The 4,558-nt window shown below is 72.7% G+C and carries 5 protein-coding genes; all 5 read left to right on the top strand.

Annotation, left to right across the window (positions count from 1 at the left end; all coding sequences use genetic code 11):
• Nucleotides 1-474: bifunctional ornithine acetyltransferase/N-acetylglutamate synthase (locus tag ACY45C_RS07390; RefSeq protein WP_462186888.1), on the top strand; the 474-nt coding region annotated here is incomplete at its 5' end.
• Nucleotides 471-1,568, top strand: coding sequence for an acetylglutamate kinase (gene argB / locus ACY45C_RS07385; RefSeq protein ID WP_462186887.1), 1,098 nt, complete (start codon nt 471-473; stop codon nt 1,566-1,568). The genes ACY45C_RS07390 and argB, both read left to right, overlap by 4 nt.
• A 14-nt stretch (nt 1,569-1,582) precedes the next feature.
• Complete coding sequence (locus ACY45C_RS07380; RefSeq protein ID WP_462186899.1) at nt 1,583-2,839, top strand: acetylornithine transaminase; 1,257 nt, start codon at nt 1,583-1,585, stop codon at nt 2,837-2,839.
• Nucleotides 2,836-3,840 (top strand): ornithine carbamoyltransferase, encoded by a 1,005-nt coding sequence (gene argF, locus ACY45C_RS07375; RefSeq protein ID WP_462186886.1) that lies wholly within the window; start codon nt 2,836-2,838, stop codon nt 3,838-3,840. The genes ACY45C_RS07380 and argF overlap by 4 nt, the downstream gene beginning before the upstream one ends.
• Entirely contained in the window at nt 3,837-4,487 is a 651-nt protein-coding gene (gene argR, locus ACY45C_RS07370; protein WP_462186885.1) for an arginine repressor, read from the top strand. Before argF ends, argR begins: the two co-directional genes overlap by 4 nt.
• Nucleotides 4,488-4,558 lie beyond the last annotated feature (71 nt).

The following is a 4,558-nucleotide window of genomic DNA, read 5'->3' as shown; positions in this document are numbered from 1 at the left end:
TCGGGTGCCGCCGGGGTCAGCCTGCCCGAGGCGGAGCTGGCGGGGCTGGTCACCGAGGTGTGCGTTGATCTTGCCCAGCAGATGCTCGGCGATGCCGAGGGTTCGACGAAGACCATCGCCATCACCGTGACCGGAGCCGCGACCGAGGACGACGGGCTGGAGGTCGGCCGGGCCGTCGCCCGCAACAACCTGCTCAAGTGCGCTCTGTACGGCAAGGACCCGAACTGGGGACGGGTGCTCGCCGCGATCGGCACCACGAAGGCCGTCTTCGAGCCCGATGCGCTGGACGTGTCCATCAACGAGGTGCAGGTCTGCCGGGCCGGGGCCCCCGGCGAGGACCGTGACCTCGTCGACCTGTCCGGCCGTGAGGTGCGCATCGGCGTCGATCTGCACGCCGGCGACGCCGAGGTCACCGTCTGGACGAACGACCTGACCGACGGGTACGTCTACGAGAACTCGGCGTACTCGACATGAACGTCCCGACCCGGACACTGCCGCCTTCGAACGGTGGGCACGGCGGCACCATCGGCACCGCAGGCGCCGATGGCACCGGCGACGCCGCCCCGGGCGGGGGCACCGGGCGGGGCCCGGCCGCCACCGCCCGGGGCCACGCGGCGCTCGCGAAGACCCAGGTCCTCATCGAGGCGCTCCCGTGGCTGTCGCGGTTCCAGGGCGCGACCATCGTCGTCAAATACGGCGGCAACGCGATGACGGAGCCGGCGCTGCGCGAGGCCTTCGCCGCTGACGTCGTGTTCCTGCGCCACTCGGGGCTGCGGGTGGTCGTCGTGCACGGCGGCGGTCCGCAGATCACCGCGCATCTGGAACGCCTCGGTGTCCCCTCGACGTTCGTCGGCGGCCTGCGGGTCACCACCCCGGAGACCATGGACGTCGTGCGGATGGTCCTGCTCGGCCAGGTCAATCGGGACGTCGTGGGGCTCGTCAACGACCATGGCCCGTTCGCCGTCGGGCTGTCCGGTGAGGACGCCAACCTCTTCACCGCGCGGCGCCGCCCGGCGATCGTCGACGGCCGGGAGGCCGACGTCGGCCTGGTCGGCGACATCGTCGAGGTCCGACCGGAGACGATCAACGCCCTGCTCGGCTCCGGGAAGGTGCCGGTGGTCGCGTCGGTTGCCCGCGGCGTCGACGGCGGGGTCTACAACGTCAACGCCGACATCGCCGCCGCCGAACTCGCCGTCGCGCTCGGGGCCACGAAGCTTGTCGTCCTGACCGACGTCGAGGGCCTCTACGCGGACTGGCCGGCGAGCGACGAGGTGATCAGTGAGCTGAGCATCACCGAGCTCGAACGGCTCCTCCCCTCGCTCACCGCCGGCATGATCCCCAAGATGGAGGCCTGCCGGCGGGCGGTGCGTGGCGGTGTTCCACAGGCGCACGTGCTCGACGGACGGGTACCGCACGCGGTGCTCCTGGAGATCTTCACCGACGACGGCATCGGCACTTTGATCATGGCCGAGCCAGGCACCTCGCCTGAGCCAGGTACGCTCCCTGCGCCCGCCGCGCGCCCGGCCGGGATCGTTCCGGCCGGCGAACCGACCGGAGGAACGCCGTGAACGCTGAGATCGCCGTGAACGCCGATCTGATCGCCCGCCGGGACGCCGTCGTGATGGCGACCTACGGCCGACCCGCGATCTCCCTGGCTCGGGGGGCCGGCAGCCGGGTGTGGGACCATGACGGCCGCGAATATCTCGACCTGGTCGGCGGGATAGCCGTCAGCGTGCTCGGTCACTGCCACCCGGCGGTCCGGGACGCCGTCGTCGGCCAGCTCGGCGCTCTCGGCCACGTGTCGAACCTCTACGCCAATGAGCCTCAGGTGCTGCTGGCCGAACGGCTCGTCGAGCTGCTGCGGGTCGGCGCGCCGAGCCCCGGGCTTCCGCCCGAGGGGGCGAAAGTCTTCTTCTGCAACTCGGGGGCGGAGGCCAACGAGGCAGCAATCAAGATCGCCCGCCGGGCCGGCCGTTCGGAGATCCTCGCCACCGAGGGCTCGTTCCACGGCCGGACCCTGGGCGCGCTGTCCATCACCGGTCAGCCGGCCAAGCGGGCACCGTTCGAGCCGCTGCTGCCCGGCGTCCGGTTCGTGCCGTATGGAGACGGCGCGGCCCTGCGCGCCGCCGTCAGCGAGGCGACCGCGGCGGTGTTCCTGGAACCAACCCTCGGCGAAGGCGGTGTCGTGCCGCCGCCGGCCGGCTACCTCGCCGCCGCGCGGGCTGTCTGCGACTCCGCTGGCGCGCTGCTGGTCCTGGACGAGGTGCAGAGCGGCATCGGCCGGACCGGCTTGTGGTTCGCCCACCAGGCCGAGGGCGTGCTGCCCGACGTGATCACCCTGGCCAAGGGACTCGGCGGTGGCCTGCCCGTCGGCGCCTGCGTCGGCATCGGCGCGGCGGGGACGCTGTTGCGCCCGGGGGATCACGGCAGCACCTTCGGTGGCGGCCCGATCGTCTGCGCGGCGGCGCTCGCGGTGCTCGACACGATCGCCGCCGAGGGCCTGCTTGAACACGCGTCGCGGCTCGGGGAGCGGCTGGCCGCGGCGATCCAGGCGGCGGGCGTGCCCGGCGTGGCCGGGGTCCGGGGACGGGGGCTGTGGCGGGCGATCGAGCTCGACGGCCCATTCGCGCCGGCGGTGGAGAAGGCCGCCCGCGAAGCCGGTTACCTGGTGAACGCCGTCGCCCCCGACGCCATCCGGCTCGCCCCGCCGCTGATCCTCACCGCCGCCGAGGCGGACGCCTTCGTCGCGGCCCTGCCCGGTATCGTCGGCGACGCGCTCGCCGCCCGGGTTCGGTCGGCGCAGTCCGCGTCAGCCCCGGGCTCTAGGGTCAGCGCATGACGGTCCGACACTTCCTTCTCGACACCGACCTGACCCCCGCGGAGCAGACCGCCCTGCTCGACCTCGCCGACGGGCTCAAGGCACGCCGCCGCGTTACCCGGCTGACGGAGCGTCCGCTCGCCGGGCGCTCGGTGGCGCTGCTGTTCGAGAAGCCGTCGACGCGCACCCGACTGTCGTTCGACGTGGGCGTCGCCGAGCTCGGCGGCCACCCGGTGGTGATCGACGCGGTGAGCACGCAGCTCGGCCGGGGCGAGACCATCGAGGACACCGCCGCGGTGCTGAGCCGGTACGTCGACGCGATCGTCGTGCGTACCTTCGCGCAGGAGCGGTTGGAGCGGCTGGCGGCGGCGGCCACCGTTCCGGTGATCAATGCGCTGTCCGACCACGCCCATCCCTGCCAGGCCTTGGCCGACCTGCAGACGATCCGGGAGCGGCGGGGCCGCCTGGCCGGGCTGACCCTGACCTACCTGGGCGACGGCAACAACGTCGCGCACTCGCTGCTGCTCGCCGGCGCGTTGGCAGGCATGCGGGTGCACGTGGCCTCGCCGCCCGGCTATGAGCCGTTCGAGCAGGTGCTGCGGCACGCCAATGAGATCGGCATGGTGACCGGGGGGGAGGCGCTGGTGATGCACGACGCGCTGGAGGCCGCCGCCGGGGCGGACGTGCTTTACACCGACGTGTGGGCGTCGATGGGTCAGGAGGGTGAGTCGGACAGCCGCGCGTTGGTGTTCCAGCCGTACCGGCTCGACGAGAAGGCCGTCGAGGCCGCTTCGCCCGACGTGATCGTCATGCACTGCCTGCCCGCACATCGGGAGCTCGAGATCACCGCGTCGGTGATCGATGGACCCCGTTCGGTCGTGTTCGACCAGGCCGAGAACCGGCTGCACGCCCAGAAGGCCCTGCTGTCGAGCCTGCTGTCCGAGGGCGTCGGTCCGACCGGCGCCGCCGGGAGCGCGTCCGGGGTGGGGGGCGCATCGCCGGTGGGGGGCACCGGGCGATGACCTCGGAAGCAGGCGCAGGGGCCCGGCGTGCCGCGCCGTTGACCAAGCACGCCCGTCAGACTCGGCTGGCGGCGTTGATCGGTCAGCGCGGTGTGCGTTCACAGACCGAGCTCGCGCGTCTGCTGGCTGCCGAGGGCGTCCAGGTTACCCAGGCAACCCTGTCCCGTGATCTGGAGGACATCGGGGCGACCAAGGTGCGCGGTCCGGACGGCGGCCTGGTCTACGCGGTCGAGGCGAACCTCGCGCCGGCGGAGATCGTCCGGCTGTCGCTCGCCCGGCTCTGCGAGGAACTGCTGGTCTCCGCGGAGGCCAACGGCGACCTGGTCGTGCTGCGCACGCCGTCGGGCGCCGCGCAGCTGTTCGCCTCGGTGCTCGACCGGGAGGCGCTCCCGGGGGTCATGGGCACGATCGCGGGGGACGACACGGTGCTCGTTGTCTGCCGGTCGGCTCCCGCCGCCGAGGCCCCGGTCCGTCCGGAGAGTTCTGTCGGCCCGGGAGATCCCGTCGGTTCGGGAGAGCCAGCTGGTCAGGGAGGGCATGCCGGCCCGAGGGGGCCGGCACTCGCCGCCCATCTCCTGTGGCTCGCCGACGGCCGGGCGCGTGGAGCGTCGACGGGACCGTCCGCCGTGCCGGACCAGGATGCGTAGCGGTGCACCGGCGACGCCGTGAACCGGCCTTCCCAGCACCCTCAATAAACACAATGGAGTCGAAATGAAAT

The sequence above is a fragment of the Frankia sp. CcWB2 genome, assembly GCF_977927585.1.
The sequence above is the reverse complement of the archived record's forward strand: the minus strand, read 5'-3'. Positions and strand labels throughout refer to the sequence as shown.